We start from the raw sequence: 26,198 nt of genomic DNA, 5'->3' as shown, positions 1-26,198 counted from the left end.
AGTGTGGGAGCGAGCCTGCTCGCGAAGGCATTCTGTCAGTTGACTACAGGATTGACTGACACGGCGCTTTCGCGAGCAGGCTCGCTCCCACAGGGTTTGGCGGTGAGGTTTAGAAGGCATCACGCCTTGGCAACCGCTGCGACAGTTCATCGAGCAGCTTCTGCTCCCGCTTGTCTTCCAGGCGTTGCGCTTCATCACGATAGCGCTGCACCAGTTTGCGCAAGCCCTCGACGCGGGCGAATGCCTGTTGCCACTCTTCACGCGCCTTGTCGAGCTTGTTCTGGTGCCAGACCAGGCTCTGCCGTTGCTGGTCGACGGCGGTGTCGAGTTGCGCCAGGAAACCCTGAAAGCCCAGCAGCCATTGCCCGGTCACGCCGGTGCTGCCGCGCACGATCCACTGCTGCGAGTAATCCAGACGAAAGGCATTGAGGTCGGCCAGTTTGCTTTCGGCAACTTTGACCTGGCCCTGAAAGTAGGCGAGGCGCTGCACGGCGGCTTTCTCGGCCTTCTCGGCCATGTCCACCACCGGTGCCAGGCGCGCAGCGCGGCTGACGGCCATGGCCGGTTACCCGCCCGCCGCAGGGGCGAACAGGGTTTCCAGATAGGCCTGGCTTTCACCCAGATTGATTTTGTCGTTGAGGCCCTGGCGCTGATACCTGACCAATTGCGGCTGCAGGGAAATCGCCAGATCGGTCTCGCGATCACCACCGGCCACATAGGCACCGACGCTGATCAAATCACGGCTCTGCTGATAGCGCGACCAAAGCTGCTTGAAATACTGCGCGCGCTGCATGTGATCCGGCGAAACCACCGCCGGCATCACCCGGCTGATCGACGCTTCGATGTCGATCGCCGGATAGTGGCCTTCCTCGGCCAGGCGCCGCGACAGGACGATGTGGCCGTCGAGCACGCCACGCGCCGAGTCGGCAATCGGGTCCTGCTGGTCGTCGCCTTCGGACAGTACGGTGTAGAACGCCGTGATCGAGCCACCGCCCTTCTCCGCGTTACCGGCGCGCTCCACCAGTTTCGGCAGCTTGGCGAACACCGAGGGCGGATAGCCCTTGGTTGCTGGCGGTTCGCCGATGGCCAGCGCGATTTCGCGCTGGGCCTGGGCGAAACGGGTCAGCGAGTCCATCAGCAGCAGCACGTTCTTGCCCTTGTCGCGGAAATACTCGGCGATGCGCGTGCAATACATCGCCGCGCGCATACGCATCAGCGGTGCATCGTCTGCTGGCGAGGCAACCACTACCGAGCGTTTGAGGCCCTCTTCACCGAGGATGTGCTCGATGAATTCCTTAACTTCGCGGCCACGCTCACCGATCAGGCCGACGACGATGATGTCGGCTTCGGTGAAGCGGGTCATCATGCCCAACAGCACCGATTTACCGACACCGGTACCGGCGAACAGACCCAGACGCTGGCCACGGCCGACCGTCAGCAAACCGTTGATGCAACGGATGCCGACATCCAGCGGTACGCTGATCGGATCACGGTTGAGCGGGTTGATGGTCGGGCCGTCCATCGGCACCCAGTCTTCGGCCTTCATGCCACCCTTGCCGTCCAGCGCGCGGCCGGCACCGTCAAGAACACGGCCGAGCATGCTCATGCCCATCGGCAAACGACCGGTGTCGGCCAGCGGCACCACACGAGCGCCCGGGGCAATGCCGGCGACGCTGCCGACCGGCATCAGAAAGACTTTGCTGCCGGAAAAACCCATGACTTCCGCTTCCACCTGAGACGGATGGTAGCTGTCGTCATTGATCACCATGCAGCGGGTGCCCATGGCGGCGCGCAGGCCTTCGGCTTCGAGGGTCAGGCCAACCATGCGCAGCAGCCGACCTTCAAGGATCGGCGCGCCGGCAATCTCGGTGGCCTCGGCGTAGGTGCTCAGGCGCTTGGCGAAGCTGGTGCGTTCAAGGCGCATCGCTGGCGTCCGCGCGCGGCTCGTCAGAGTCGACAGCCGCTGGGGTGTCTTCAGGAATGTCCAGACTCAAGTCAGGCGCTGCCGGATGCAGAGCCTGCTCATGCAATTGGTCGAACAGCTTGGCCATGACCTGGGTCACCCGTGACTCGACGCTGGCGTCGATTCGGCTGTGCTCGGTTTCAACCCGGCAACCGCCCGGCAACAGCGACTCGTCCTCGACGATGCGCCAGGTTTCTTCGTGGCGTTCGCGCAGGGCTTTGACCTGGGCGAAATCCTGCGGATTGACGTACAGGCGCACGTTTTCCACGCCCAGCGGCAACAGCTTGAGGGCATCGCGCATGACGTGTTCGATCTGTGTCGAGTCGATGGCCAGTTCGCGCTTGATCACTTGTTTGGTGATGTGCTGCACGAGGTCGACCAGCGACTTTTCAATCTGGGTGTCTTGCTCGGCGATCGGTTCGAACAGGTTGGCCATCAACAGCTCAAGGCTGGCGATTTTCGCCGCCAGCGCCGTTTCTGCTTCCTGACGCACCTTCAGCGTGGTGCTGTGAAAACCTTCTTTTTCGCCGATGGCGAAGCCCTCGTTGTAAGCCTCCTGACGGATGCTTTCGAGTTCTTCCAGGGTCAGTGGCTGGACTTCTTCCAGCGGCACTTCTTCCATTTCGGGCGGTTCGGGCTCCGGCTCCGGCTCGGGTTCCGGTTTCGGCGGGTCGAAGCTGGGCAGCGCCCAGGATTCGAAACCACGAACATCGCGGGCGCGGATCAGATCCGTCACAGACTCGTCAGGCTTATCCATGGGCTTAGATCATTTCCTCGCCGCCCTTGCCACCGAGCACGATCTCGCCGGCTTCGGCCATACGACGGGCAATAGTGAGGATTTCCTTCTGCGCGGTTTCGACGTCGCTGACGCGCACCGGGCCTTTCGCCTCGAGGTCGTCGCGCAACAGTTCGGCGGCACGCTTGGACATGTTCTTGAAGATCTTTTCCTTGACGCCCTCGTCCGAGCCCTTGAGGGCCAGCACCAGCACATCGGAAGAGACTTCGCGCAACAGCGCCTGAATGCCACGGTCGTCGACGTCGGCAAGGTTGTTGAAGACGAACATGAGGTCTTCGATCTGACCGGACAGGTCTTCGTCGACTTCGCGGATCGAGTCCATGAGCTGGCCTTCGATCGAGCTGTCGAGGAAGTTCATGATGTCGGCCGCACGCTTGATGCCACCCAGGGTGGTGCGCGAGGCGTTCGAGTTGCCGGAGAACTGTTTCTCGAGAATCTGGTTGAGTTCTTTCAAGGCGGCCGGTTGCACGGTGTTCAACGACGAGACGCGCAGGATGATGTCCAGACGCACTTTGTGGTCGAAGTTGCCGAGCACTTCACCGGCCTGATCCGGGTCGAGGTACGCGACCACGATCGCCTGGATCTGCGGGTGCTCATAACGGATGACGTCGGCGACGGCGCGCGGCTCCATCCATTTCAGGCTGTCGAGGCCACTGGTGTTGCCACCGAGCAGGATGCGGTCGATCAGGCCGTTGGCCTTGTCTTCGCCCAGGGCCTGGGTGAGCATCTTGCGTACGTAGTCGTCGGAACCGACGCCGAGGCTGGTCTGATCGCCGACGATGTCGACGAACTCGCTCATCACCTGCTCGACCTGTTCGCGATGGACGTTGCCCATCTGCGCCATGGCCACGCCGACGCGCTGAACCTCTTTGGGTCCCATGTGGCGCAGCACTTGCGCAGCATCGGTCGAACCCAGGGACAGCAGCAGAATCGCGGCTTTGTCGACCTTGGTCAGTTTGACGGTGGCGGCTCGGTTATCACTCATCTGCGTTAATCCACTCTTTCACGACCTGAGCCACGCGACCCGGGTCTTCAGCTACCAGACTCTTGATTGCATTCAGTTGTGCGTCATAACCCTCGCTCGGGCTCGGCAACAGAATGCTCTGCGGACCACCGAGGCTCACGCGGTCGTTGGCCAGTTCGCCGTCCAGGCCGCCCATGCCACCGAGTTCCACGTCGCTGCCCAGACCGGCCAGCTCCTTGCCTTTGCCACCGCCGGTGATGTTGTTGAGCACCGGACGCAGCACACCAAACACCAGTACGAGGATGAACAGCACACCCAGCACTTGTTTGACGATGTCCCAGAACCAAGGCTGGGAGTAGAACGGAATATCGGCAATCACTTCGCCGCGCTCGGCGGAGAACGGCATGTTGATCACGCTGACGCTGTCGCCACGGCTGGCGTCGAAACCGACGGCGTCCTGCACCAGACGGGTGAAGCGCGCCAATTCGTCGGCGCTCCACGGCGCACGGCTGGTTTCGCCGTTGGCCGGGTTGATCTTGACCTGATCGTCGACCACGACCGACACCGACAGGCGATTGAGACGGCCCTGCTGCTGCTTGGTGTGGCTGATCGAACGGTCGAGCTCGAAGTTCTTGGTGGATTGTTGACGCTTGTCCGCCGGGTACGGTGCGAGCATCGGCTGGCCGGTGGCCGGGTCCATGATCTGCTGACCGTTGGCGTCAACCAGTGGCTGACCCGGCTGGATCATCCCGGCCGGTGCGGCGGTGCCACCGGTGGTCTGCGGCGCCGAGGCAGGCGACGGCGGCTGGTTGCTCAGGGCACCCGGCACACCTTGCGGGCCATTGCTGGCGGTGCGTTGTTCGTTGACCGACTGCTCGCTGCGCAACGCCGGTTGGTCCGGGTTGAACTGCTCGGCGGTCGATTCGACGGCACTGAAATCGACGTCGGCGGAGACTTCAGCCTTGTAGCGATCGTTGCCCAGTACCGGTTGCAGAATGTTGTGCACGCGCTGGGTGAGCATGCTTTCCATGCGGCGGCTGTAATCGAACTGCTTGCCGGCCATGGTCATTTCCGAGTTCTCCGCCTGATCGGAGAGCAGGTTGCCCTTCTGATCGACGACGGTGATCTGCGATTTGCTCAACTCGGGCACGGAAGTCGCGACCAGGTTGATGATCGCCACCACCTGACCCGGCTCCAGCGAACGCCCGCTGTACAGCTCGACCAGTACCGAAGCGCTAGGCTTGCGCTCGTCACGGACGAACACCGAACTCTTCGGAATGGCCAGGTGCACGCGGGCACCCTTGACGTTGTTCAGGCTGGAGATGGTCCGCGCCAGTTCGCCTTCGAGGCCGCGACGATAACGGGTCGCTTCCATGAACTGGCTGGTGCCCAGACCCTGTTCCTTGTCGAGGATTTCGAAACCGATATTGCCGTCGCTGGGAGTGACACCAGCGGCAGCGAGTTTCATCCGCGCACGGGACAGGTCGTCGGCCTTGACCAGCAAGGCGCCGGAATTGGGTTCTACGTTATAGGGAATGTCAGCGGCGGCCAGGGTTTCCATGACCTGCTTGGCGTCCATGCCGGCAAGGCTGCCGTACAGTGGACGGTAATCCGGCTGCTGCGACCACAGCACCACGGCAAAGCCAATCGCCACGCTCGCCGCCAGACCGACCAACAGGCCGACCTGACGCAGCACGGTCATCTGGGAAAGGTTTTCCAGAAAGGACAGGCCGAACAGCGGCGGTTTGCCGTCGATCGGGGTGGCCTTGGCCGGAACGTTATCAGCGACTGCTTCTGCCATGACTTATTTCGCCCTTAAACCGGCATCTGCATGATGTCTTGGTAAGCCTGGACCAGCTTGTTGCGCACCTGGGTCAGAGCCTGGAACGACACGCTGGCTTTTTGCGACGCAATCATGACGTCAGTCAGGTCGACACCGCTCTTGCCGATCTCGAACGCGTTGGCCAGTTGAGTCGACGCCTGCTGGGTATCGCTGACTTTATTGATCGCCTGACCGAGCATGTCGGAAAAGCTGCTGCCCGCGATTTCAGGGACAGCGGCAGTCGATTTACGCGCAGACATGGCATCCACTTTCATGGCCTGCATGTCCATCATCAACCGATTAAATTCAATACCTTGGCTCATGGTCTACTCTCTTGGGCGGCCCGCAATTTTTTGACACTCACTCGGCGGGTACACAGGTATTAGCAACAAGGGTGCCAGCTAGTGGGCACCCTTCTGAGAAAAGCATCTGGAATGTTTTGCAGCATCGATCAGGTGGCGAACAGATAACCTTCGACATCCATCCCGGCATCGCGCATTTGCGCCAGTTTGTAGCGCAGGGTGCGCGGGCTGATGCCGAGCTTTTCGGCAGCTTCCTTGCGTCGGCCACGCTCGGCGCGCAGGGTGTCGATGATCATCTGAAACTCCCGGCGGCGCAGGTCATCGCCCAGCGCGCCGGAAGAATCCGCCTCGATTTCCACCTCGCGGATCACCGGTGCCGTGATCGGCAACGGCGCAAATGTCACCGCACCGCTCAGGCAGAAATCCTGCGGCTGAATCAAACCGCCCTGCTGCAGAATCAACGCGCGCTGAATGGCGTTGTCCAGCTCCCGCACGTTGCCCGGCCACGGGTACGCGGTCAGGCAAGCTTGAGCTTCGGGGGACAGCTTGGCTGCTGCGTGCTTCATTTTATTGACGTGTTTGGCCAACAATTTTTCCGCCAGCGGCAGGATATCGGCAGTGCGCTCGCGAAGTGGACGCCAGGCCAAGGGGAAAACCGACAAGCGGTAAAACAGGTCTTCGCGAAAACGCCCCGCCGCCACTTCACCGGCCAGATCGCGGTTGGTCGTGGCGACCACGCGAATATCCAGACTGATCGGCTTGCGCGCGCCCACTCGCTCCACTTCACGCTCTTGCAGAACGCGCAGCAACTTGGCTTGCAGGGCCAGGGGCATTTCGGAAATTTCGTCGAGCAGAATGGTGCCGCCGTCCGCCTGCTCGAACTTGCCGGCCTGCGAAGCGATGGCGCCGGTGAACGAGCCCTTCTCATGGCCGAACAGTGTTGCTTCGAGCATGTTGTCGGGAATCGCCGCGCAGTTGATCGCAATAAACGGCTGGCTCGCCCGTCGCGATTGCTGGTGAATGTAGCGCGCCAGCACTTCTTTACCGGTGCCGGACTCGCCGGAGATCAACACAGTCGAGTCACTGCGCGCGACCCGTGCCGCCAGCTCAAGCAACTGCGCACTGGCCGGTTCAACGGCGACGGGGCCTTCCGCTTCGCCAGCATCAATGCAGCCCAGCGCATGCCGCGCCACCAGATCGAGCAATGCCTTGGGCTCAAACGGCTTGACCAGATAATCCGCCGCGCCTTGGCGCATCGCATCGACCGCACGCTCGACGGCGCCGTGGGCGGTCATCAATAGCACCGGCAATTGCGGCTGGCGTGCGCGCAGCAACGCAAGCAATTGATGACCGTCCATGCCCGGCATGTTGACGTCGCTGACCACCAGGCTGAAAGCTTGCTGCGCGACGGCCGTCAGCGCTTCTTCGGCGCTGCCGACGGCGTGATAGTCGTGGCCGGCGAGCAGCAGCGTATCGGCCAGCGCCTCGCGCAACGAACGGTCATCCTCGACCAGCAACACCTTGATGCCCATGACGTTTATTCAACTCCTTGTGCAGCGGAAAACAGCGGCAGACTGACCTGCGCGCAAGTGCCGCGCCCGACTCGCGAACGCAGGGTCAATTCTCCCTGATGCGCACGGGCCACCGCTTTGACCACGGTCAGGCCGAGGCCGGTGCCGGTGACCTTGGTAGTAAAAAAAGGCTCGCCGAGGCGCGCCAAAACTGTCGGCTCAATGCCGCTGCCGCTGTCGCTGACACACAGACGCAGGGTGTTGCCTCTGGTGTAGCAATGCACTTTCAGGCGCGCTTCGCCAGCGCTGGCCTGAATGGCGTTTTCAATCAGATTCAGTAATGCGCCGACCAGTGTGTCGCGGTTGCACAGCAACTCACCGGCATGGCTGTCGCACTGCCAGCGGATCGGCAGGTCCTGCACATGGGTCAGCGCCGCAGCCTGCAGCGACTGCATCAAGGCACCGGGCGTGAGGCGGTCGGTCAGCGGCAATTCACCGCGAGCGAACACCAGCATGTCGCGCACTTGATGTTCGAGTTCGTGCAGACGCTCTTTCAGGCGGCCGGCAAAGCGTTGCTGGGTTTCCACTGGCAGTTGCTGTTCAGTCAAATGACTGGCGTAGAGCAAAGCGGCGGACAGCGGTGTTCGAATCTGATGGGCCAGCGAGGCAACCATGCGCCCCAGCGACGACAAACGCTCATGCCGTGCCAGTTGATCCTGAAGATGCCGGGTTTCGGTCAAGTCGTTGAGCAGCACCAACTGCCCCGGCTCGGCATCCAGCGAGCGGGTGGAAATCGACAGACGTCGACCGTTTTTCAAGGAGATTTCGTGACCGTCGTCTTCACGGGGAGCGAAGCAGCGTGCGATCACATGGCGCCAGAGTTCGCCCTCGAGTGGCGAGCCAAGCAGATCGATGGCGGCAGGATTGGCTTCGCGCACCAGACCGTGGCCGTCAATGACGATGACGCCGCCGGGCAACAGGTCGAGAAGGTTTTGCAGGCGATTGGCCAGGCGTTCTTTTTCCGCCAGCTCCTGCATGCGCTGGGCGCTGACCACGGCCAGCTCACCTTTGAGCTCGGTGACCCGCGCTTCGAGCAGACTGTAGGAGTCGGTCAGCTGGCTCGACATCTGGTTGAACAGCTGGAAGGCCTGCTCAAGTCCCTGACGACTTGCCTGCTCTACGGACGAGGGTTGCCCCACGATATTGGAGGCAGAAGAGATCTGGGCGGCATGGGGCATTGGGCTCTCTCGCTTGGCTGACCGTCAGTGAAACGGAACGTTGCGAGGGCTATAGCAATACCCGTGCCTAAAAAAAACCGCTTATAAATGAAGCGCTTGAAAAACAGGCGTCAATCATCCGCCTGTTCATCTCCTCCGGCCCGGCTCATGCCGTACTTGCGCATCTTCTCGACCAAGGTTGTGCGACGGATGCGCAGACGCTCAGCGGCGCGGGCAACAATGCCATTGGCGTCGTCCAGCGCTTGCTGAATCAGGCCCTGCTCCAGGCCACCGAGGTAATCCTTGAGGTCGAGACCTTCAGGCGGCAGCAGTGCATTGGCGCTGAAGTCCGGCGTATGGCCGTTGATGGCCACGCGTTCTTCCAGATCGCTGCGCAGGCTGTCGACCATCTGCTCGTCTTCGTCGTCGACGTAGCGGAATTTCTTCGGCAACTCGACCACGCCAATCACCCCGTACGGGTGCATGATCGCCATGCGCTCGACCAGGTTGGCGAGTTCGCGGACGTTGCCCGGCCAGCCGTGACGGCACAGCGACATGATCGCCGCCGAGTTGAAACGGATCGAACCGCGCTTCTCGTGCTCCATGCGCGAGATCAGTTCGTTCATCAGCAGCGGGATGTCTTCGACGCGCTCACGCAGCGGCGCCATCTCGATCGGGAACACGTTCAGGCGATAGTAGAGGTCTTCGCGGAACGAGCCGATCTCGATCATGCTTTCGAGATTCTTGTGCGTTGCGGCAATGATGCGCACGTCGACGCTCTGGGTCTTGTTGCTGCCCACGCGTTCGAAGGTGCGCTCTTGCAATACGCGCAGCAGCTTGACCTGCATCGGCAGCGGCATGTCGCCGATTTCGTCGAGAAACAGCGTGCCGCCATTGGCCAGCTCAAAGCGCCCGGCACGGCTGGTGATCGCGCCAGTGAAGGCGCCCTTCTCGTGGCCGAACAGTTCGCTTTCCAGCAGCTCTGCAGGGATCGCCCCGCAGTTGACCGGCACGAATGGCGCGTCGCGGCGTTTGGAGTGATAGTGCAGGTTGCGCGCGACCACTTCCTTGCCGGTGCCGGACTCGCCGAGGATCAGCACGCTGGCGTCGGTGTCGGCCACTTGCTGCATCATCTGCCGGACGTGCTGAATCGCACGGCTGGTGCCGACAAGACTGCGGAAAAGATTGGGTTCGCGATGACGGCCGCGTTCGCGGGCCTGGTCGTACATTTCGCGATAGACCTGGGCGCGATGCAGCGAATCGAGCAATTTGCTGTAGCTGGGCGGCATTTCCAGGGTCGACAGCACGCGGCGACGCTGGTCTTCAGGCAGGTCAACGGAAGAATTATCGCCCATTAACAAAACCGGAAGGAACTCATCCCAGGTTGCGAGTGTCTTTAGCAAGCCCAAAAGCGCGCCAGGAGCATTAACGGTCCCGATCAGTACGCAAATGACTTCACGACTAGACGACAAAGAGCCGACTGCCTGCTGCCAGTCATGGCTGCCGCAGGGTAAATTTTCTTCGCCAAGAAAATTTAGAATCACCGCCAGGTCGCGGCGGCGGACGCTATCGTCATCGATCAGCAGAATTTTGGTTTCACGCCACATGCAATAGCAACTTCCCTAGTCAACTCAATGCCCGAAAAATAAGGCAAGCGAGACGCTTGCAGGACACCATGTGCCTGTAGACGCCCTAAACCTGATAATAGCCACTAGTTAAGTCAAAAAACCGTGCACAGTCAAATTTATGGCGCACATCTCTGGTTTAACTGACGGTTAATCAACCAAACAGATGGTAAACCTTTGCAGCCTTTTGCGCTTGGGTGATCTGCGACATCTCGTTGGCTATCGCCTGCCGCTCCCCCATTGCCACCTCGAGAAGCTCTTTGTAGACGAATAGCAGCTCCTCGAGGTTATCGCGCAACGCAACTTCGTCCAGCGAAGCTTCCGCCATGACGTCTTCCATGCAGGAACGGCAAGCCAGATCCAGCTCGCCGATGGCTTCCCAGTTTCGTTCGGCCAATGCTCCGACCAACGCTTCACGGGTATCGGCAATTCGCTGCAATACAAGACTCATGGTGATCTCCTTCAGAACTGCGGAGCCGGCACGGGCGCGATGGCGTCCCAACCTTCTTTGACCGTGGTCAGCAGGCCGGCGACTTCGTCGAGTACACGGGGATCGCTGCTGATGTTCGCCTCGGCGAGGCGCTTCATCATGTAGATGTACAGGCCATCCAGATCGGCCAGTGCCTCTGCATTGTTTTCAAGGTCGAGACCTTCACGCAGGCCACTGACAATGCCGATGGCCTTGCTGATCGCCGTGCACTTGCCGGGAATATCCTTGCGCTCAATGGCGCCCTTGGCCTGCGCAATCCGGGCCAGGCCACCTTCCATCAACATTTGCACCAGGCGGTGCGGGCTCGCTTCGGACGTCTGCGCATGGGCGCCGACTTTCTGGTACTGCCGAAGGGCTAACATCGGGTTCATGTTCTACCTCATTGCCACGTTGACTCGTATAACCAGTGTATCGCCAACCGGCCCGAAAACTTTAGATCAAAAGACAAAAACCCGGCGCACGCCGATAAAGCGTAGCCGGGTTTTTGTCGTTACTGACTGTTACTTCGCCGACTGCTGAGCGTTCAGCGAGCTGAAGAACGACGTGATGTTGCTCGCCGTTGCCTTCATCTGCCCTACCAGCAAGTCCATGGCGTTGTACTTGGCGGTCAATGTCGACGTCAGATTGGCAACCCGCAGATCCAGCGCCGCCTGCTGCTTCTGCAAGCCGCTCGTCAGACTCGCCAGGTTGGAGCTGCGCTGATCCAGCAGCCCACCGGTCTTGACGTACGGATCAACCGCCGCAGTCATACGCGCCAACAGACCATTCTTGGCGTCGGTGCCGCTGAAGAGCTGCTGAACCTGGCCAGCCATGCCTGGGATTTCCATACGCTTGTTGAACACTGCAGTATCGAGCGTCAGCAAACCGGTTTTACTGTCAGTCAACACACCCATCTGTGAAAGCACGGACAATTGGCCTGCTCCGCCCGCCCCTGGATCTGTCAACTGAGCGCGCACGTCCGCCATCAACGAACGCGGCAGAGCGTCACCAGTGAACGCCGCCGAAACGGTCAGATTGCCATCGGCATCCGGCGTTGCCTTGGACAAGGTGTCGATGGTTTTCTTCAGGGTGTTATAGGAATCGATGAACGATTGCAGCGATGTCTGGATGCCGGCGGTATTGGTCGCAACCGATACAGTAGCCGGCGTTGGCACGCCGCCCACGACGGGACTCGCAGTGACCAGATTCAGCGTCATGCCGCTGATCGCACCGGTGACGGTGTTGGTCTTGCTGGTAACGGCCAGTCCGTCGATGGTCAGGCTCGCGTCCTTGGCCACATCACCGACCGCACCGGATGCCCCTGCCGCAGGACTGTCACCCATCTTCTGGGTGCCATCGATCTCGAGACCGGCGATACCGCTGACCTGCAGGTCCATGCCGGCGCCCGTCTTGTTGGAGCTCAGTACCAGACGCGAGGCGCCGGTACTGTCAGTCACGATGTTCGCGGAAATGCCATTGCTGGACTGCGCGGTGTTGATCGCATCGCGCGTGGACTGCAAGGTGGCATTGGCCGGAATCGCGACATTGTAATCAATGCCATTCTGACTGATTTTCAGAGTACCACTCGGAATGGCACTGGCGGCCCCGCCGGCAAAGGCGGCACTGGCAACTTTGGAGCCGGTGGCCAGGTTTTTCACGACTACGCTGTAAGTACCCGGCACGGCGGTTTTATCCGAAGTGGCACCGACGACAGTTGGCGTATCCGAGGTTGCAGTAAAACCGGCAAACGCCGGGCTTGTTGCCTTGTTCAGATCACCCATCGCTTTCTGATAGGCCGCCAGTGCACTTTTCAGCGAACCAACGCCGGAAATCTTCAGGCTGTTGCTTTTGGTCGCGGTATCGATCTGCGTCTGCTTGGCAGACTTGTCGGCGTTGACCAGCGCGGTCACGATCGCGCCGATGTCCAGGCCGGAACCCAGTCCGGAACCCGGTAAAATTGGACTTGCCATGTGCATCTCCCTTCAGATTGCTGCCATTCTTTTGACCGTTACACGCGTCCTGAGAACGAACAAACACTATTCATGCCATTTATCAGACCTTGGCGTCGAACAATACATGACTTGCATTGGCGAGGCTGTCGGCCAGTTTGAGGGCTTCGGCGGAAGGAATCTGTCGAACGACTTCACCCGTCTCGCTCGCGATCACCTTGACGATGACCTTGCCGGAATGCTCGTCAATCGAGAACTCCAGATTACGCTTGATCGACTGGACGAACTTTTCGATCTCTTGCACCGCCAGCTTCAACTTGGCGCCGTCCGAATCCTGATCCTTGGCAGCGACCGGTGCTTCAGTCTTTTGGACTTTAGGCAGCTCTGACGGTTTGTCAGCAACCGGTGTCACTGGCTTGGGAGCCGGATAAGACACGTTAAGCTTTACGCTCATGTCCATGCCCATCACCTCTTAACGTAAAAAAGCGAGAGAGCACGACAAGCGCACTCCCCCGCCTAAACTTGTTCCGGATTACTGAAGCAGCTTCAGTACAGCGGAAGGCAGTTGGTTGGCTTGAGCCAGTACGGAGGTCGAAGCTTGCTGCAGAGTCTGCTGCTTGGTCAGGTTAGCAGTTTCTGCGGCGAAGTCGGTGTCCTGTACACGACCCTGAGCAGCGGTGGTGTTTTCAGTGATGTTCTGCAGGTTGGAGATGGTGCTGGTCAGACGGTTTTGCGAAGCACCCAGGCTGGCACGGGTTGCACCGATTGCAGCGATAGCGGCGTCGATTGCAGTGATCGCGTTGTCGATGTTCTGCGAAGCAGAACCAGCACCAGTACCCGAAGTACCGGTCAGAACTACAGTACCGCTACCTACCGACAGGCTGACGGCGTCGAACTTGGAGCTCAGTACCAGGTCGATGTGGTTAGCCGAACCGGTGTTTGCGCCAACTTGCAGGGTCACAGTACCAGCCGAACCGTCCAGCAGGTTTTTGCCGTTCAGGTTGGTAGCAGCCGAGATACGGGTGATTTCGTCAGACATCTGAGCGAATTCAGCGTTGGTAGCGGTCTGGTCAGCGGTGCCGTTGGTACCGTTACGAGCTTTAACAGCCAGTTCACGCATACGCTGCAGGATGTCGGTCGAAGCTTGCAGAGCGCCTTCAGCGGTCTGGGCAACGGAGATACCGTCGTTGGCGTTCTGGATGGCCTGGGTGTTACCGCGGATCTGCGAGGACATACGGTTGGAGATCTGCAGGCCAGCGGCGTCGTCTTTGGCGCTGTTGATTTTCAGGCCGGAAGACAGGCGCTGCATCGAGGTGGACAGAGCGTCGGAAGCGCGGTTCAGGTTTTTCTGAACGTTCAACGATGTGGTGTTGGTGTTTACTGTTAAAGCCATGACGAATTCCTCGTTGGTTGGGTACTGCGGCTTCCGGCCCTGGCAACCGCCGGGTATGGCCTAGAGAACCTTCGTAATAGTTATCGTCGGGTTTGCAGGTTGCTTGAGGGCTTTTTGAAAAAATTTTGCCATCACCACGCCACCCCCGATAAAACAATGACTTAGCTGTACTTCAACCGCATAAAAATGACGCCATAAAACTGCCTGTCACGCAAAGCCGCGGGCCAGTGCTGCGCAGCAGTTCAGCGCCTGGCACTTTCCAGCAATTCAACCAGTTCGTATTCCATATAGTCGGCCAGTCCCAACCAGTCCTGGCGCTCCTGGCAATCGAGCATTTGCATGAGCACCTGTGCCCACGCCTGCTGGATATCCACTGAGGCAGACGACAGAGATTGATGGGCCTGTTCGAACACATCGACCATGGTCAACGCCGCCTCGACATCACGCCCCAAGCGAAACAAAGCCGCGCACTGGCGGCACTGATGCTGACTCTGGTTCAGCGCACTCATTGCACGAACTCCGGATTGAAAGCGGTCCCGGCAATCGATGCACCGGCGCGGCTGCTGTTGAGAAACTCGACCTGCGGATGCGCAGCGATATAACGCTCAAGCACACATAGATAGCCGCGAAAATTCAGCTGAGTGCTGACGCGCTGACCATGACCATCGCGCACCCAGTGCCGCGCGTGGGCCAGCGGCGGGCCTAAATCGCCGTCGTCCCAACCGGCGTGGGTCTTGTTCATCGGGAAGGCGAAGTCGGCGCCGAACAGAGTGATTCGACTCGCGCCCATTTTTACCGCGAGATCCACCGCCGGATGGATCACGCTACCGCCGACATGCAGCTCACCGCGTGGATACTGTTCTCGCAGGTCGCTGTAGATCGGGCTGGCCGAATAGCCGCCATAACGCTTGCCCTTCCATGCCTTCAATACCTGCGGATCGCTCATCGGCAAGTACACCAGCGCAATGTTCTCGGACGCCTCGCACGGCAGATGCCGAAAGCCGATGCGCTGATCGATGCTCACCACCAGATCAGGCTCGATGCCGTGCTCACGCAATGGCCGATAGGCCGTATCAACGCAGATGAACAACGGCCGCTCAGCAAGCTGACGGATCGCCGCCAGACGTTCGAAATGCTGCTCCAGTGTCGGCCCGGTGGCGATCACGTAGATTTCACGTCCAGCGCAACTGCCGAACAGCTGCGCGGCATCGTTATCGCCAAGCAGCACCGGCAGACATTCCTGCAAGCGTTGCTGGATTTCTGGCGACTGCGGATCGAAATCGCGATTGTTGAATGTCAGGTGTACTTCATTGATCAGCCGGTCGCGGATCTTCGCGTTGAAGTCATCGGCCAATAACATCTCGGCCGGCAGGGCAAAGAACGGGGTGAAAAAGTCCGGGTGATCACCCGCGTAAAACAGTTCGACCCGGGGATCCTGCAGCCACTGGCGCTGATCGAGCAGTTGCAGTACCAGCGCGAACAGCGCGCCGTTGAGAATGTGCACGTACAGACGCTCCAGCCCTGCGCGCTCAAGCAGCACACCGGGCAAATCGCCGAGGCCAGTGCCATAGACGTGAACATGCGGTTTTTCCGGCAGGCTCGCCGCCTGGATTTGCGCCTCATGCAGACGATCATGGCGACTGGTGAGCTGAATGCCATCGACGCTCAGCGTCGAGCCCAGCCCTTGCACGAGTTCGGCCTGTACGGACGCGCTGTCTTCGGCCATCAATCGCTCGAACAGCGCCGGCCAGCGCCGTTGCAACACCTCGGCATTGGCTTGGAAAAACTCGCTCATGGCGCCTCGCGCTCCTTCTCGGGCAAAAAAATAGCGTTCAAGGTTAACCTTGAACGCTATTTTTGTATCAGAGGTTTTTGCTGCGGCTTACGGACGATAGATGATCGCCGAGCCCCACGACAGACCGACACCAAAACCGCTCAGCGCAACGCGCTGCCAGTCGGAATCGAGCACGTGTTTTTCCAGCAGTAGCGGAATGCTCGACGACACGGTGTTGCCGGTTTCGACCATGTCCTTGATGAACTTCTCCGGTTCGCCTTCAAAGCGTCGCGCCACGGCGTCGACAATCGCCGCGCTGCCCTGGTGAATGCAGAATGCGTCGATGTCATCGGCCTTGAGATTGGAATCGTCGAGCAACTCGTGCAAGTGCGCCGGCACTTTCAGCAGAGCGAAGTTGAACACCTGACGACCATTCATGAAGAACACGCCGTTGCTGACTTTCAAATGCGGTGCGCCGGAACCGTCGGTGCCGAACTTGGCCTTGCCCAGCGCCCAGGTCGGGTTTTCGCCCATCCAGGTGGCGGTGGCGGCATCGCCAAACAGCATGGTGGTGTTGCGGTCTTCCGGGTCAACGATTTTCGAATACGGGTCAGCGGTGATCAGCAGGCCGTTCTTCAGACCGGCGGCTTCCATGAAGCCCTTGATCGCGTAGATGCCGTATACATAACCGGAGCAGCCCAACGAGATATCGAACGCTGCGACATTGGTCGGCAGGCCGAGCTTGTCCTGGACGATTGCTGCTGTGTGCGGCAGGCCTTCTTCATCACCGTTCTGGGTGACGACAATCAACGCGTCAATCGATTCACGCTTCAGTTCAGGATTGCTGGCAAACAGCGCATTGGCCGCTTCCACGCACAGATCGGAGGTTTCCTGCTCAGCGTCTTTGCGCGGCAGGAACGCCGAACCGATCTTGCCCAGGATGAATTCTTCATCCTTCTCGAATTTTGCACCTTGTGCGTAATTGTCCACGCCGGCTACAGGAACGTAGCTCGCAATGCTTTTTATGCCAATCATTACGGCTTCCCAATAAAAAACAGCCCAAAACCACCGCTCGCAAGGATTCGAGGGGCGCCGACAAACAGAAAACGGCCGCCACGACGGGCAGCCACGGGAAGCGCAAAGGGCTATCACTGGAACCGCAAAACGGGCCAGGCGCCATCTCCCCGGTCAATACAATACAGTGAAGATGCGCGTTATGACTCGCAGGTCACGCTATTTTGCCGAATCGATGGCAGATTGGCCTATTCGACCAGCGACCAGTCCAGCGGCGTACCGCGCTTGATCGCGGTGCGCGCACGGCGTCCGAGGACGGCTTCGGTGTGCTTGGGCGGCAGACCGAGACCGGGGCGAATGGCGCGCAGATTGTCTCCGGTAAAGGCTTCACCGGCAGCCATGTCAGCGGTGACATACAGCGAGCGGCGATAGACCAGCGACTTGCGCTCGGCCTCGGTCGGACCGTACTGAACACGCCCCATCGCCTGCCAGGCACGCTCGGTTTCGACGACCAGACTGGCCAGCTCCGCAGGCTCCAGGGAGAAACTCGCGTCCACGCCACCGGCGGAACGATCGAGGGTGAAATGCTTCTCCACCACCGTCGCCCCCAGCGCCACCGCCGCCACCGACACGCCAACGCCCATCGAATGATCTGACAGCCCCACCTCGCAACCAAACAGCTCGCGCAGATGCGGGATCGTGCGCACATTGCTGTTGAGTGGCGTGGCCGGATAAGTGCTGGTGCACTTGAGCAACACCAGATCCTTGCACCCGGCCTCGCGGGCGGCACGCACGGTTTCATCCAGTTCGGCGATGCTGGCCATGCCGGTGGAGATGATCAGCGGTTTGCCCGTAGCCGCCACACGGCGGATCAGCGGCAGATCGGTGTTTTCGAAACTGGCGATCTTGTACGCCGGCACTTCAAGGCTTTCGAGAAAATCCACCGCGCTGTCATCGAACGGCGTCGAGAATGCGAGCATCCCCAACTCCTTGGCCCGAGCAAAAATCGGCGCGTGCCACTCCCACGGTGTGTGGGCTTTTTCGTAGAGATCGTAGAGCGACGTGCCGGCCCACAGACTGCCCGGATCCTTGATGAAGAATTCACCTTCAGCCAAATCCAGCGTCATGGTTTCGGCGGTGTAGGTTTGCAGCTTCAAGGCATGCGCCCCGGCCTTGGCCGCCGCCTCGACGATTTGCAGAGCGACGGCGAGGGACTGGTTATGGTTGCCGCTCATCTCGGCAATGATGAACGGCGGCGCATCGGCACCGATGGTGTGGTGGCCAATCTTGAAACTAGACATGCGGGTGATCCTTCAAAACACGGCTGAACGCGCAGGTTTCCTGGATGAACCCGGCGTCGCGAAAGACTTTCAATGAGGACTGATTGGCCGGCATGACCCGGGCAGTGATGCGTGTCAGTTGCGGCCAGTGCGCAGCGACAAACGCTTCGCCACGGCTGAGCACTGCCCTGCCCCAACCGAGGCCGAAACGCCCTTCCAGCAGATAAATCGACACTTCGGCTTCGAACCCGCGCAAGTCGTAACGCAGCACCCCGACCGGGCCGTCGTCCGCCTCGGCGATCAACAGCAACCGTTGCGGATTGCGCAGGGTCGCTGTCAGCCAGTTCAGATGCTGAGTCCAATCGATCACACCGGTTTCCAGCGACCAGCGCCGTACCGCTTCAGCATTGCGCCCATCGAACAGCAACTGCGCATCGTCCAGCGTCGCCGGGCGCAGTTTCAGCACCGCGCCGGCCAGCGCCGCCGCCACGCGTTCGGCACCGCGTCCGTCGACCAGTTGCCGCGAACGCTCGGCGAGGCTGCGGCGCAAAAAATGATTGTTCACGACGAAGCCGACCGCATCACGCAACTGCTCGACGCTGACCTGCTCGCGGGCGCCCATGAACACATGCGCACCGGCAGCGGCCATGACTTCGCCATTGGCCTGCTGATTGTTCGCCACAGCGATGCAGATGGTCGGCAAACCCAGCGCCGCGCGCTCCCAACTGGTGCCACCGCCGGCGCCGATAAACAGATCGGCCTCAGTCATGCGCTGATGGAAATCGCTAACGAAACTGTGCAGGCGCCAGTTCGGTCGCGTCTCGGCCAACGCTTGCATCTGCGTCCACGCCGGGTTGTCGGCGCCAGCGACGAAATCCACCTGCAACTCAGTGAAATCAGCCAGCGCCAGCATCGCATGGTGAGTCTGCCTCGCCGCGTCGAAACCGCCGAAATTCACCAGCACCCGGCGGGCCTTCGGTTTGATCTCGATGGCATCGCAGTTGAATTCTTCGCGCAGCATGGCGTAGCGCGGGCCGAGCAAGGTGCGACAGCCTGGCGGCAGCAGCGGCGCGTAGTTTTCGCTAAGACCGGACAGGTTCTGATTGAGCAGCAGATCGACGCTGTAACGCCGCGTGGCCAGATCATCCACGGCGGCGATTCGATGCGCCCAGCGCCGGGCCGCGGTTTGCCAGTGATGATCGAGGCCGTAATGGTCGACGATGATCCAGTCGAACGGTGCCTGCCCATCCAGCAGCAGGCCCAGTGCATCAATATCGAACTGCCACGGCAACATCGATTCGATGGCCTGCAGCGGGTCTTCGTCGCGATAGCGCTCGGGCAGCGCGAAGGTCTCGAAGCCCTCGGCATTCAGGGCATCCAGTCGATGCCCGGGCAAACGCCGGCAGGCGAATGCGACATGACTGCCCTGCTGTTTCAGCACCCGCGCCAGCGTCAGGCAACGGGCGACGTGGCCGCTGCCAATGGTTGGCGAGGCGTCGGCGCGGATCAGCACTCTCATTGCAGTTCTCCGCCGGCCTTGAGCGCGGCGTACAGGTATTCGGCGCGTTTCCAGTCCTCGGGGGTGTCGATGTCCTGGACCAGATGACGCGGCAGGATCACCGGCAGACTCGCTGGCGAGAACAGCGTCTCGCCGCGCAACCACGCTTCGCTGCGGCCCCAGTAAAACTGCCCGGCATCCTGAAACGCTTCGGGCAGATCCTGCGAACGGGTGGTGCGATATTCCGGATAAAGCGACATCAAGGCGCCCTCCTCGTCGAGGGTCAGTGCGCGCTGCACCGGGAAGCCGAAGCCGCACACCGAAAAGGCAAACGACTTGTGCGGATGCTGCTTGAGCAAATCCAGACCCTGACGCAGATAACGCGCCTGCAACAACGGTGCAGTCGCGTATACACAACAGGCGTAATCGAACGTCGGCAATTGCTGCAAGGCATGCACGATCACCGCAGCGGTACCGGTGAAATCATCGGCCAGATCGGCCGGTCGCATGAATGGCACTTCAGCGCCATGTGCTCGTGCGACGTCGGCGATTTCGTCATCGTCGGTGCTGACCACAACGCTCTCGAACAGCCCTGACTCCAGCGCCGTGCGAATCGAGCGGACGATCATCGGCACGCCGTCGAACGGTTTGAGATTCTTGCGCGGGATGCGCTTGCTGCCACCACGGGCGGGGATGATCGCGACGCAGCTCACGGTGCCTTACTCCTCCAGTAGCAGCCGACGCAGTTGCTCGACCACCTGATCCTGTTGTGCTTCGCTGAGCAAAGGGAACAGCGGCAAGCTGATCGCCTCGGCGTAATAGCGCTCGGCCTCGGGGAAATCGCCCTCGGCAAAACCCAGCTTGCGATAGTAAGGCTGCAGATGCAGCGGAATATAGTGCAGATTCACGCCGATGCCGGCGGCGCGCAAACCTTCGAACACCTGGCGATGACTGAGGTTGCAGCGCTCGACCTGCACGCGCACCACGTAAAGGTGCCACGCCGATTCGGCCTCCGGTTGCGCGCTCGGCAAGGTCAGCGGCAGGTAGGCGAGGAGTTGATCGTAACGCGCGGCCAGTTCCCGGCGACGTGCAACAAACTCATCCAGTTTGGCCAGTTGCGACAGGCCCAGCGCCGCTTGCAGATCGGTGATCCGATAGTTGAAGCCCAGCTCGATTTGCTGGTAATACCAAGGCCCGTGGCTGGGCTCGGTCATGTGCTCGGCTTCGCGGGTCATGCCATGGCTGCGCAGGCGTCGCAGACGTTCGGCCAGCACCGGGCGATTGGTCAGGACCATGCCGCCTTCGGCGCTGGTGATGATTTTCACCGGGTGAAAACTGAACACCGTCATTGCCGCAAATTCGCCGCAACCGACCGGGCGGCCGGCGTAGCTCGCCCCCACCGCGTGCGAGGCGTCTTCGATCACAGTGAAGTTGTAGCGCACCGCCAGATCGGCGATCTTGCGCATATCGCAGCTCTGCCCGGAGAACGCGACGGCGACGAGGACTTTGGGCAACGCGCCGTCGCGCTCGGCCTGTTCGAGCTTCGCTTCAAGGGCAAAGGCATCGAGGTTCCAGGTCAGCGGATCGATGTCGACGAAATCAACATCAGCGCCGCAATAACGCCCGCAATTGGCCGAAGCCAGAAACGTATTCGGCGAGGTCCACAAGCGATCGCCCGGCCCCAGGTCAGCGGCCAGACAAGCAATGTGCAGCGCCGCCGTGGCATTGCACACCGCCACGGAAAAATCGGCCTGGCAACGCGCGGCCATGGCCTGCTCGAAGCGTTCGATGGTCGGCCCTTGAGTCAGCCAGTCCGATTGCAGCACCTCGACCACCGCATCGATGTCCGCCTGATCAAGGCTCTGCCGACCGTAAGGAATCATACCGACAGCTTCGCGTGCAGATCGGCGATCTGCCCCACTGAAAGGAAATGCGGGTTGGTGTCCGAGCGATACTCGAAATACTCGTCCACTGCACGGCCACGTTCACCGAGTTTATCGACCGCGAAATCGACGTCGACGCTGGTAAAACGAATCGACGGCTGAATCGTGTAATGGTCGTCAAACTCAAGGGTCATGCGCGCATCGTCCAGCGGCACCATCAGTTCGTGCAGCTTCTCACCGGGACGAATGCCGACGTTCTTGTGTGGCAGATGCTCGGCCATGCCGCGCGCCAGATCGACGATGCGGATCGACGGGATCTTCGGCACGAACACTTCGCCGCCATGCATGCGGGCGAAGCTGTCGAGGACGAACTGCACGCCGTGGTCGAGGGTGATCCAGAACCGCGTCATGCGCTCGTCGGTGATCGGCAATTCTTGCGCGCCGTCAGCGATCAGCTTGCTGAAGAACGGCACTACCGAGCCGCGCGAACCGGCGACATTGCCGTAGCGTACTACGGCGAATCGGGTCTGCTGCTCGCCGGCAATGTTGTTGGCGGCGACGAACAATTTGTCCGAGAGCAACTTGGTCGCGCCGTACAGATTGATTGGGCTGGCGGCCTTGTCGGTGGACAGCGCGACGACTTTCTTTACGCCGTTATCGATCGCTGCGGCGATGATGTTTTCCGCGCCGTTGACGTTGGTGCGGATGCATTCGGTCGGGTTGTACTCGGCCGCCGGCACCTGCTTCAACGCGGCGGCATGCACCACGTAATCGATGCCGCGCATGGCCTGACGCAAGCGCTCGGCGTCACGCACATCACCGATGAAATAACGCATGCACGGCGCGTTGAACGTCTGCTGCATCTCGTACTGTTTCAGCTCGTCGCGGGAGAACACCACCACACGCTTGGGCTGGTATTGCTCGAGCAAGCGACGGATGAAGTTGCGCCCGAACGAGCCGGTGCCGCCGGAGATGAAGATCGATTTACCGTTGAACATATTTTGATTATTCCGTCCCTGTCGCCAGGCTTAAGCGAGCAACTGTGCCCAGTCCAGTGAAGCATTCTCATCGAGCACGAAGCCTTTGCCCTTCAGGCTCAGGTTCGCGTTGTAGGCCTGATCCTGAACGAATGCCGCCGGCCATTTTTCGCGCAGGGCCAGCAGCGCTTGCGGGGCGTCAGGCATACCGCCCTGATGGATGACTTGCACCGCCGGAGTCCATACCGTCAGATAACCGGCCTGCCCGGCGCTCAGGCACAGATCGACATCGCCGAAGCCTTCGGCAAATGTGCTTTCGTCCAGACCGCCGAGCGCCTCGTACAGCTCTTTGCGGACCATCAGGCACACGCTCGATACCGCCGAGTAGTTTTGTTCCACCGCCAAGCGGTGCAGGTAACCATCGGCATCGTGCTCTTCACCGACGAAGGGCGAATCGACCCCGCCGTTCAGGCCCAGGATCAATCCCGCCTGGCTGATCTTGCGATCACGGTCGATCAGTTTCGGCCCGACCACGCCAACCTCTGGACGCAGAGCATGGTTGAGCAAAGAGTCGAGCCAGTTCGGATTGACCACTTCCGCATCGGCGGCGAGCAGCACCAGGTACTCGCCACGCGCCTGACGACTGGCCGCGTTGAATAATCCTGCTTCGCTCAACGTCCGGTCAGTACGCAGCACCTGCACTCTGGAGTGCTTGTAAGTGCCGAGCCAGTCATTGATCTCAGCCGTCTGATCCGCAGCGGTGGCGATCAGCACTTCATAATGATGGTAACGGGTACGCAGCAGCACACCTTCAAGGCAACGTTGCAGCACCGCCAGATCGCTGCCCGCCGGAATAACGATCGATACCAGCGGACGATCACTGTGGTGATAGTCGATCTGGTAAACCCCTGGAACCGCTGACGTCACTTTGGCCTTGTAGCCGCGATTGCCCAGATGGCGCAGCAGCGCCAGGCGCTCGTCAGCATTCTCGACCAGCTCTGGTGCCTGGCTGATCAATAGCGGCTCGTCGAGGTGAGCCAGGCTGTTGAGGCCGTGTTCTTCGATAAGACGCAGCAGCACATCGAGCTCCAGTGCCTGACTGAAATCAGCGCGATAGCCGCCGATTTCGACCAGCGCATCGCGCCGTACCAGCCAGTGCCGCGCCATCAGCGTTGGCAGGCTCAGCAGCAGATCAAGGTTGAAGCCCGGCCGGAACACGTCGGTCAGGGCACCGTTTTCCTGACGCTGGATTTCGTCGGTGGATACCGCGCGGCAATCGCCGGCGTTCATCAACTCCAGGCTGGCGCGCAACAATCCGCTGGCAGTGAACTCATCACCGGCTTCAGCCAACAGCAGCCAGTCACACGGCGATTGACGAGCGCTTTGATTGAGCTTGTCGATCAGATTGCCCGCGGTCACTCGGACAAAATGCAGGGTGTTCTGTGCCGTGGTCGCGGCGGGCGCTTCGCCGGTGGTGAACACGACAATGCGGAAGGCCTTGCACTGCCCTTCCAGCAAGCTGTCGAGAGACACCTGAAGCTTGTCGATGTCGTCGTCCAGATCCAGCAGAAAAATGCCGAACTGCGGCCCACCGCCATTCACCGCCAGATGTTGGCCGATTGCCTCAAGATGAGCGCCGGGCGCACGTGCGGCCAGCCAGTTGAGCAGGCGACCGGACTGCATCTTGTCCATGACCGCATGATGGTCATCGACGGTCAACGCTTCGAGACGCTCGATCCAGGCCTGCATCGCTTGCGCCTCTTCGGCTTGGCCCATCGAAGTCAGCTGAGCCGCCAGCCGCTTGATCACGGTGCGATTGAACGCATTGAGATCGTGAGCCTGCCACAAACGGTCGAGAACGCTTTCCGGGGTGTCGTTGTTGCGTGCTTGCAGCAAGTGCGCCTGACGGGTCCAGACGCCCTCCAGGCCTTCAAGTTGGATGCGCCCCGCCGGCATGGCGTGCAGCATGAATTCGAACTGCGCCAGGCGGTCGAAAAATGCCTCGTTGTAGAACGGCATTTCCACGTACTGCAAAGGCCCGAAACGGCGATCCGGGTACTTGAGCTCCTGATTCCAGGTGGACTGGATGATCAGTTCCGCGGTCAGCGCTCGATTCGATTGCAGGCTGTCGACCATTGCCTCGAAGCTTTGCAGGGCAAGCGCTTTACCCTGCTCGGCGTCCAGCCCTTTGATCTGGGTTGGCAGCGCGGCAAGGAACTCGGCAAAGGCTTCACGCTCGGCCACCGATTTGGCATCGACGTAGGTCAGCGAGTGATACACCTCGGTGCTGTGTTCGGAGGCACCGTAGTTGATCTCCCGAACCACATAAGGGATCGGCAGAATCCGCGCTTTGGCACTGGCCAGCAGGAAATAGACATGGCCGATTTCCTGCCACTGGAAGCTGGTGCCAGGTGGCAATGCCGAGTGCCAGGTCTTCATCAGATCAGTACGGGTCACCGCATAGAACGGCGGGATGTACTGGCTCATGTAATCGATGACCCGCTCCTGAGCCTGTTCGGAGCAGTAGTCTTCCTGGACTTTTTTGTCGCGGCGGTAGTAGCTGACGCCACCGGCCAGCGTCAGGTACATCAGGCAGTAGCCGTGGCACATGCCGTAATCCGGATTGGCCTGCAGGAAACCCACGGATTCGGCCAATGAATCATGCAGGATGAAGTCGTCATCGGCCGCCAGCACCATGTACGGCGTGGTCAGTTGCTCGACACCATAGGCCAGTTTGGCCTGCATCCCCCAGTACGCGAATTGCGGCACATGATGGTAATCGACGGCGGAAAAATCGCCTTCCGGACGCTCCGGCGAGGAGTCCAGCACCATGATCTTGCAGGGCAAGTCGCTGTAATACTTCACAGCCCGACGCAGGAACGCCGGTCGGTTGTGGGTAATCAGCACCACCGTCAACAGCTCATCTAGCGGTAGCGTCAGTTCAGAACTGTACTTGCCTTGCATAACTTCTCTCCACAACCGGCGACTCGCCGAAACAACTCTGGGTAAATGTTGCGAATTAACGAACGCGACGCAGGTAGCCGTCCGGCGCCACGGTGATCAGCAGTTTGTTCTGCAATTGCTGGTCGATTTCGAAGTCCTGGTTTTCTTCCAGGTACTTCCACACGGCGGTTTTCGGGTTGTCGCCCGGGCCCCATGGACGATCCGGGAAGAAATCGGCTGGCATGTCTTCAACCACGGTGTCCATGACCACGCAATAGCTGTCGACCGATACCAGCGGCGCGTAGAGACGCAGTTCTTCGAGCACGTGATCGTGAGTGTGATTGGAGTCGAGGACCAGAATGACTTTCTTGCCTTTGGCGGCGGCCTGCACCTGAGCGGCAATGGCCGTGTCGATGCTCGAACCTTCGATCATTTTGATGCGCTTGGCCATCGGGTGGCTTTCGATGGCTTCACGGTTGTGCGGGCGAATATCGAGGTCGATACCCAGCACTTCGCCGTGACCTTGCAGCTCGAGCAGCGAGGCGTAGTAGATGATCGAACCGCCGTGGGCAATGCCGCACTCGATAACCAGGTCCGGCTTGACCTGCCAGATGATCTCCTGCATGGCCATCATGTCTTGCGGCAGCTGGATGATCGGGCGGCCCATCCACGAGAAGTGGTAGCTGTATTTGTGCTTGGCCGATTCGTTGAAGAAATCGCGGGCCAGGCCGGTCAGTTTGGGGTCGTCACCTTGCTGGGCGATCTGCTCGCGGCACTCGGCTTCGAAGGCTTGGTTGATGCTGTTGTCGGTCATGTTG

General features: G+C 60.3%; 24 protein-coding genes. All 24 read right to left on the bottom strand.

Annotated features, from left to right (window positions below; translation table 11 throughout):
• Positions 1-109 precede the first annotated feature (109 nt).
• Positions 110-559: a flagellar export protein FliJ gene (gene fliJ / locus AC0Z5Z_RS13555; protein ID WP_016771076.1), complete on the bottom strand. Its 450-nt coding sequence runs from the start codon at positions 557-559 to the stop codon at positions 110-112.
• 6 nt (positions 560-565) lie between these two features.
• Positions 566-1,924 (bottom strand): flagellar protein export ATPase FliI, encoded by a 1,359-nt coding sequence (gene fliI, locus AC0Z5Z_RS13550; RefSeq protein WP_016771077.1) that lies wholly within the window; start codon positions 1,922-1,924, stop codon positions 566-568.
• Positions 1,914-2,720, bottom strand: coding sequence for a flagellar assembly protein FliH (gene fliH / locus AC0Z5Z_RS13545; RefSeq protein ID WP_041479018.1), 807 nt, complete (start codon positions 2,718-2,720; stop codon positions 1,914-1,916). Before fliH ends, fliI begins: the two co-directional genes overlap by 11 nt.
• 4 nt (positions 2,721-2,724) lie before the next feature.
• Positions 2,725-3,744: a flagellar motor switch protein FliG gene (gene fliG / locus AC0Z5Z_RS13540; protein ID WP_016771079.1), complete on the bottom strand. Its 1,020-nt coding sequence runs from the start codon at positions 3,742-3,744 to the stop codon at positions 2,725-2,727.
• A complete protein-coding gene (gene fliF, locus AC0Z5Z_RS13535) occupies positions 3,737-5,524 on the bottom strand; it encodes a flagellar basal-body MS-ring/collar protein FliF (protein ID WP_041479017.1) in 1,788 nt (595 codons plus the stop codon). Before fliF ends, fliG begins: the two co-directional genes overlap by 8 nt.
• A gap of 14 nt (positions 5,525-5,538) precedes the next feature.
• Positions 5,539-5,868, bottom strand: a complete 330-nt coding sequence (gene fliE / locus AC0Z5Z_RS13530; protein WP_016771081.1) for a flagellar hook-basal body complex protein FliE — start codon at positions 5,866-5,868, stop codon at positions 5,539-5,541.
• Between the two features lie 128 nt (positions 5,869-5,996).
• Entirely contained in the window at positions 5,997-7,379 is a 1,383-nt protein-coding gene (locus tag AC0Z5Z_RS13525) for a sigma-54-dependent transcriptional regulator (RefSeq protein ID WP_056783797.1), read from the bottom strand.
• Positions 7,380-7,384: 5 nt separating this feature from the next.
• Entirely contained in the window at positions 7,385-8,596 is a 1,212-nt protein-coding gene (locus AC0Z5Z_RS13520; protein WP_485611211.1) for a sensor histidine kinase, read from the bottom strand.
• 110 nt (positions 8,597-8,706) lie between these two features.
• Positions 8,707-10,182 (bottom strand): sigma-54 dependent transcriptional regulator, encoded by a 1,476-nt coding sequence (locus AC0Z5Z_RS13515; protein ID WP_041479014.1) that lies wholly within the window; start codon positions 10,180-10,182, stop codon positions 8,707-8,709.
• 172 nt (positions 10,183-10,354) lie between these two features.
• Positions 10,355-10,651 (bottom strand): flagellar protein FliT, encoded by a 297-nt coding sequence (gene fliT, locus AC0Z5Z_RS13510; protein WP_016771085.1) that lies wholly within the window; start codon positions 10,649-10,651, stop codon positions 10,355-10,357.
• A gap of 11 nt (positions 10,652-10,662) precedes the next feature.
• A complete protein-coding gene (fliS, locus tag AC0Z5Z_RS13505) occupies positions 10,663-11,061 on the bottom strand; it encodes a flagellar export chaperone FliS (RefSeq protein ID WP_041479013.1) in 399 nt (132 codons plus the stop codon).
• Between the two features lie 129 nt (positions 11,062-11,190).
• Positions 11,191-12,639 carry a flagellar filament capping protein FliD gene (gene fliD, locus AC0Z5Z_RS13500; RefSeq protein ID WP_095180716.1) on the bottom strand — a complete coding sequence of 483 codons (1,449 nt, stop codon included), beginning with the start codon at positions 12,637-12,639 and terminating at the stop codon, positions 11,191-11,193.
• 82 nt (positions 12,640-12,721) lie between these two features.
• The gene (locus AC0Z5Z_RS13495; RefSeq protein WP_041479011.1) at positions 12,722-13,078 is read right to left on the bottom strand and encodes a flagellar protein FlaG; all 357 of its coding nucleotides are present in this window, start codon (positions 13,076-13,078) and stop codon (positions 12,722-12,724) included.
• 72 nt (positions 13,079-13,150) lie between these two features.
• Positions 13,151-14,011 carry a flagellin domain-containing protein gene (locus tag AC0Z5Z_RS13490; protein WP_016771090.1) on the bottom strand — a complete coding sequence of 287 codons (861 nt, stop codon included), beginning with the start codon at positions 14,009-14,011 and terminating at the stop codon, positions 13,151-13,153.
• Positions 14,012-14,253: 242 nt separating this feature from the next.
• Entirely contained in the window at positions 14,254-14,520 is a 267-nt protein-coding gene (locus tag AC0Z5Z_RS13485; RefSeq protein WP_056783793.1) for a hypothetical protein, read from the bottom strand.
• Complete coding sequence (locus tag AC0Z5Z_RS13480; RefSeq protein ID WP_485611210.1) at positions 14,517-15,806, bottom strand: motility associated factor glycosyltransferase family protein; 1,290 nt, start codon at positions 15,804-15,806, stop codon at positions 14,517-14,519. The genes AC0Z5Z_RS13485 and AC0Z5Z_RS13480 overlap by 4 nt, the downstream gene beginning before the upstream one ends.
• A gap of 87 nt (positions 15,807-15,893) precedes the next feature.
• Positions 15,894-16,820 (bottom strand): ketoacyl-ACP synthase III, encoded by a 927-nt coding sequence (locus AC0Z5Z_RS13475; protein ID WP_016771093.1) that lies wholly within the window; start codon positions 16,818-16,820, stop codon positions 15,894-15,896.
• Between the two features lie 227 nt (positions 16,821-17,047).
• Complete coding sequence (gene pseI / locus AC0Z5Z_RS13470) at positions 17,048-18,100, bottom strand: pseudaminic acid synthase (RefSeq protein ID WP_122602236.1); 1,053 nt, start codon at positions 18,098-18,100, stop codon at positions 17,048-17,050.
• The gene (gene pseG / locus AC0Z5Z_RS13465; RefSeq protein WP_485611209.1) at positions 18,093-19,598 is read right to left on the bottom strand and encodes a UDP-2,4-diacetamido-2,4,6-trideoxy-beta-L-altropyranose hydrolase; all 1,506 of its coding nucleotides are present in this window, start codon (positions 19,596-19,598) and stop codon (positions 18,093-18,095) included. The genes pseI and pseG overlap by 8 nt, the downstream gene beginning before the upstream one ends.
• The gene (gene pseF / locus AC0Z5Z_RS13460) at positions 19,595-20,290 is read right to left on the bottom strand and encodes a pseudaminic acid cytidylyltransferase (protein WP_485611208.1); all 696 of its coding nucleotides are present in this window, start codon (positions 20,288-20,290) and stop codon (positions 19,595-19,597) included. The genes pseG and pseF overlap by 4 nt, the downstream gene beginning before the upstream one ends.
• A 6-nt stretch (positions 20,291-20,296) precedes the next feature.
• The gene (gene pseC / locus AC0Z5Z_RS13455) at positions 20,297-21,460 is read right to left on the bottom strand and encodes a UDP-4-amino-4,6-dideoxy-N-acetyl-beta-L-altrosamine transaminase (RefSeq protein ID WP_485611207.1); all 1,164 of its coding nucleotides are present in this window, start codon (positions 21,458-21,460) and stop codon (positions 20,297-20,299) included.
• Positions 21,457-22,458, bottom strand: coding sequence for a UDP-N-acetylglucosamine 4,6-dehydratase (inverting) (gene pseB / locus AC0Z5Z_RS13450; RefSeq protein ID WP_485611206.1), 1,002 nt, complete (start codon positions 22,456-22,458; stop codon positions 21,457-21,459). The genes pseC and pseB overlap by 4 nt, the downstream gene beginning before the upstream one ends.
• 30 nt (positions 22,459-22,488) lie before the next feature.
• Positions 22,489-25,401 carry a TIGR00180 family glycosyltransferase gene (locus tag AC0Z5Z_RS13445; protein WP_485611205.1) on the bottom strand — a complete coding sequence of 971 codons (2,913 nt, stop codon included), beginning with the start codon at positions 25,399-25,401 and terminating at the stop codon, positions 22,489-22,491.
• A gap of 55 nt (positions 25,402-25,456) precedes the next feature.
• Positions 25,457-26,194, bottom strand: coding sequence for a rhamnosyl O-methyltransferase (locus tag AC0Z5Z_RS13440; protein WP_122506029.1), 738 nt, complete (start codon positions 26,192-26,194; stop codon positions 25,457-25,459).
• Positions 26,195-26,198 lie beyond the last annotated feature (4 nt).

Source organism: Pseudomonas sp. 1L-E-NC-VB-C3 (genome assembly GCF_057291535.1).
The sequence above is the reverse complement of the archived record's forward strand: the minus strand, read 5'-3'. Positions and strand labels throughout refer to the sequence as shown.

Excerpts from the sequence above, each read along its gene's own strand:
- AC0Z5Z_RS13515 (WP_041479014.1), bottom strand. The coding sequence starts at position 10,182 with ATGTGGCGTGAAACCAAAATTCTGCTGATCGATGACGATAGCGTCCGC.
- AC0Z5Z_RS13440 (WP_122506029.1), bottom strand. The coding sequence starts at position 26,194 with ATGACCGACAACAGCATCAACCAAGCCTTCGAAGCCGAGTGCCGCGAG.
- fliH (WP_041479018.1), bottom strand. The coding sequence starts at position 2,720 with ATGGATAAGCCTGACGAGTCTGTGACGGATCTGATCCGCGCCCGCGAT.
- fliT (WP_016771085.1), bottom strand. The coding sequence starts at position 10,651 with ATGAGTCTTGTATTGCAGCGAATTGCCGATACCCGTGAAGCGTTGGTC.
- AC0Z5Z_RS13485 (WP_056783793.1), bottom strand. The coding sequence starts at position 14,520 with ATGAGTGCGCTGAACCAGAGTCAGCATCAGTGCCGCCAGTGCGCGGCT.
- AC0Z5Z_RS13490 (WP_016771090.1), bottom strand. The coding sequence starts at position 14,011 with ATGGCTTTAACAGTAAACACCAACACCACATCGTTGAACGTTCAGAAA.
- fliG (WP_016771079.1), bottom strand. The coding sequence starts at position 3,744 with ATGAGTGATAACCGAGCCGCCACCGTCAAACTGACCAAGGTCGACAAA.
- AC0Z5Z_RS13525 (WP_056783797.1), bottom strand. The coding sequence starts at position 7,379 with ATGGGCATCAAGGTGTTGCTGGTCGAGGATGACCGTTCGTTGCGCGAG.
- AC0Z5Z_RS13480 (WP_485611210.1), bottom strand. The coding sequence starts at position 15,806 with ATGAGCGAGTTTTTCCAAGCCAATGCCGAGGTGTTGCAACGGCGCTGG.
- pseB (WP_485611206.1), bottom strand. The coding sequence starts at position 22,458 with ATGTTCAACGGTAAATCGATCTTCATCTCCGGCGGCACCGGCTCGTTC.
- pseI (WP_122602236.1), bottom strand. The coding sequence starts at position 18,100 with ATGTCTAGTTTCAAGATTGGCCACCACACCATCGGTGCCGATGCGCCG.
- AC0Z5Z_RS13475 (WP_016771093.1), bottom strand. The coding sequence starts at position 16,820 with ATGATTGGCATAAAAAGCATTGCGAGCTACGTTCCTGTAGCCGGCGTG.
- fliD (WP_095180716.1), bottom strand. The coding sequence starts at position 12,639 with ATGGCAAGTCCAATTTTACCGGGTTCCGGACTGGGTTCCGGCCTGGAC.
- fliI (WP_016771077.1), bottom strand. The coding sequence starts at position 1,924 with ATGCGCCTTGAACGCACCAGCTTCGCCAAGCGCCTGAGCACCTACGCC.
- AC0Z5Z_RS13495 (WP_041479011.1), bottom strand. The coding sequence starts at position 13,078 with ATGGACATGAGCGTAAAGCTTAACGTGTCTTATCCGGCTCCCAAGCCA.
- fliS (WP_041479013.1), bottom strand. The coding sequence starts at position 11,061 with ATGAACCCGATGTTAGCCCTTCGGCAGTACCAGAAAGTCGGCGCCCAT.
- AC0Z5Z_RS13445 (WP_485611205.1), bottom strand. The coding sequence starts at position 25,401 with ATGCAAGGCAAGTACAGTTCTGAACTGACGCTACCGCTAGATGAGCTG.
- AC0Z5Z_RS13520 (WP_485611211.1), bottom strand. The coding sequence starts at position 8,596 with ATGCCCCATGCCGCCCAGATCTCTTCTGCCTCCAATATCGTGGGGCAA.
- fliE (WP_016771081.1), bottom strand. The coding sequence starts at position 5,868 with ATGAGCCAAGGTATTGAATTTAATCGGTTGATGATGGACATGCAGGCC.
- fliF (WP_041479017.1), bottom strand. The coding sequence starts at position 5,524 with ATGGCAGAAGCAGTCGCTGATAACGTTCCGGCCAAGGCCACCCCGATC.
- pseG (WP_485611209.1), bottom strand. The coding sequence starts at position 19,598 with ATGAGAGTGCTGATCCGCGCCGACGCCTCGCCAACCATTGGCAGCGGC.
- fliJ (WP_016771076.1), bottom strand. The coding sequence starts at position 559 with ATGGCCGTCAGCCGCGCTGCGCGCCTGGCACCGGTGGTGGACATGGCC.
- pseC (WP_485611207.1), bottom strand. The coding sequence starts at position 21,460 with ATGATTCCTTACGGTCGGCAGAGCCTTGATCAGGCGGACATCGATGCG.